1 protein-coding gene is annotated in these 302 nt (G+C 70.2%); it reads right to left on the bottom strand.

Annotation, left to right across the window (positions count from 1 at the left end; all coding sequences use genetic code 11):
• A partial coding sequence (locus Y887_RS16800) for a sensor histidine kinase (RefSeq protein WP_046965438.1) occupies positions 1-302 on the bottom strand: 302 nt, incomplete at both ends.

Genomic DNA, 302 nt, shown 5'->3' on the forward strand with positions numbered 1-302 from the left:
CCAGCACCGCCTGCTCGGCGACGACCGGGTCGCGCCGCAACAGGCTGGCGATCAGGTTCATGCTGTTGAACAGGAAGTGCGGGCGGATGCGTGCCTGCAAGGCGTCGGCTTCGGCGCGCGCGTTGGCCTGCACCTGCGCTTCCCAGCGGTCGCTGACGTAGAAATAGCGCAGCGCCAGCGCGGTGATCAGCACCACCGTGGCGGCGCTGCCCAGGGTGAAGCGCCAGAAGCCGACCAACGGACCAAGCGGGGCCTGGCCCAGCACGGCGTACAGCCCGTGCACGATGCCGGCGCCCAGCATC

It is taken from the genome of Xanthomonas pisi DSM 18956, from assembly GCF_001010415.1.
Classification (GTDB): domain Bacteria; phylum Pseudomonadota; class Gammaproteobacteria; order Xanthomonadales; family Xanthomonadaceae; genus Xanthomonas; species Xanthomonas pisi.